This window comes from Endothiovibrio diazotrophicus, from assembly GCF_054657215.1.
In genome coordinates this window covers 1-1,172 of sequence record NZ_BAAHXB010000266.1, presented here as the reverse complement: position 1 = coordinate 1,172, position 1,172 = coordinate 1, and the positions used below count along the sequence as shown (strand labels likewise).

At 63.1% G+C, this 1,172-nt stretch carries 1 protein-coding gene; it reads right to left on the bottom strand.

All coding sequences use genetic code 11. From position 1 onward, the window contains the following. Positions 1–319 precede the first annotated feature (319 nt). Positions 320–709, bottom strand: a complete 390-nt coding sequence (locus tag ACYQ2W_RS26300; RefSeq protein ID WP_459874049.1) for a phosphatidylserine decarboxylase — start codon at positions 707–709, stop codon at positions 320–322. Positions 710–1,172: the final 463 nt, after the last annotated feature.

Here is a 1,172-nt window from a genome sequence, read left to right as displayed (position 1 = left end):
GGCTAAGGGGCCGCTCCCACAGGGAAGCGAGGCCGCTGATAGGTGACGGCAACGGCCCATCCACACATCGCCACCAGAAAGCGGCCCGGAGGTGTTGGCCGAAGCCCGTTGCGCGATTACGGCGATATTCTCCGCAGTCTCCCCTCGTTAGCCGCCAGCCAACCCGCCTACTGGTAGCGGTTGTCCTGCTGCCAGCCAATGGCGGTCGAGTCCCTCGTCCCACCGGACGTCGGGCACTCTGGGAACAATCGGAACCATGCGCTCACTCCTGCAAATTTCACCACGCTTTCCAATTTCTCGTTAAAACGCCCCAAGCGTTTTAACGAGTGGGGGTGTCGAAGGTGCCGATCTGGTTGCCCAGGCGCACCTGGATCGCATCGGACTTATAGCGGCCCGGCTCGAAGATCATGATGAACAGCGAACCACCGTAGAGGAAGTGGCCCAGTTCGTCGCCCCGCTTGACCGGCACCGGCGCGGCAATCTCCTGGTACTTGTCGTTGAAGACGATCGAGCTGATGGTGTCGAGTCCCACCGGGATCATCGCCACGTAGCCATAGCTTCCGGTATCCACCACGAAATAGCCGCGCTGGAAGTTCTCGAACTGGCTGAACTCCGAGCCGTGGTAGCCGACGTTGCCGTTGGCCGGGACCCACTTCGGGAAGTCGTCGTAGCTTCCCGGCGGAGGCCTCGCTATCCATGAACGTGCCACGCTGCCGGGCGAAATCCTGGGTGATGCGCTTGCCCGGGTCCTGTTTGACGAAGGCCATCCCGTACTCGTTCTTGTAGTAGAACCACGCGAACTCCTGGATGTACTTCAGCCCGTCGTCGTGACTGCCCTCGATGGAGGGGAGGAAGGTGCACCAGTGGGCGAAGAAGTCGGCCATGCCGTAGATGTCCTTGCCGATCCACGGATTGGGGCCGTACTCCCCCGGCAGCGGCTGGACGCTGGCCAGCGCGCGGTCGGTCAACGCGCGGAAGGCCGCGTCCTTTTGGTAAGTGTCGAGCAGTTGGTCGATGGAGGCCTGGCAGGGACTCGGCTCGGTGGCGGTGGCGGCCAGTGCCGACGGGAGCGTCGCCAGCCATCCCGTGGTGGCGAGCAGCAGCGCACCGGCGCCCAGGCGTTTTGATCCTCTCATGGCCGCTATCCTCTTCAAATGGTTGCGTCGTCGGGG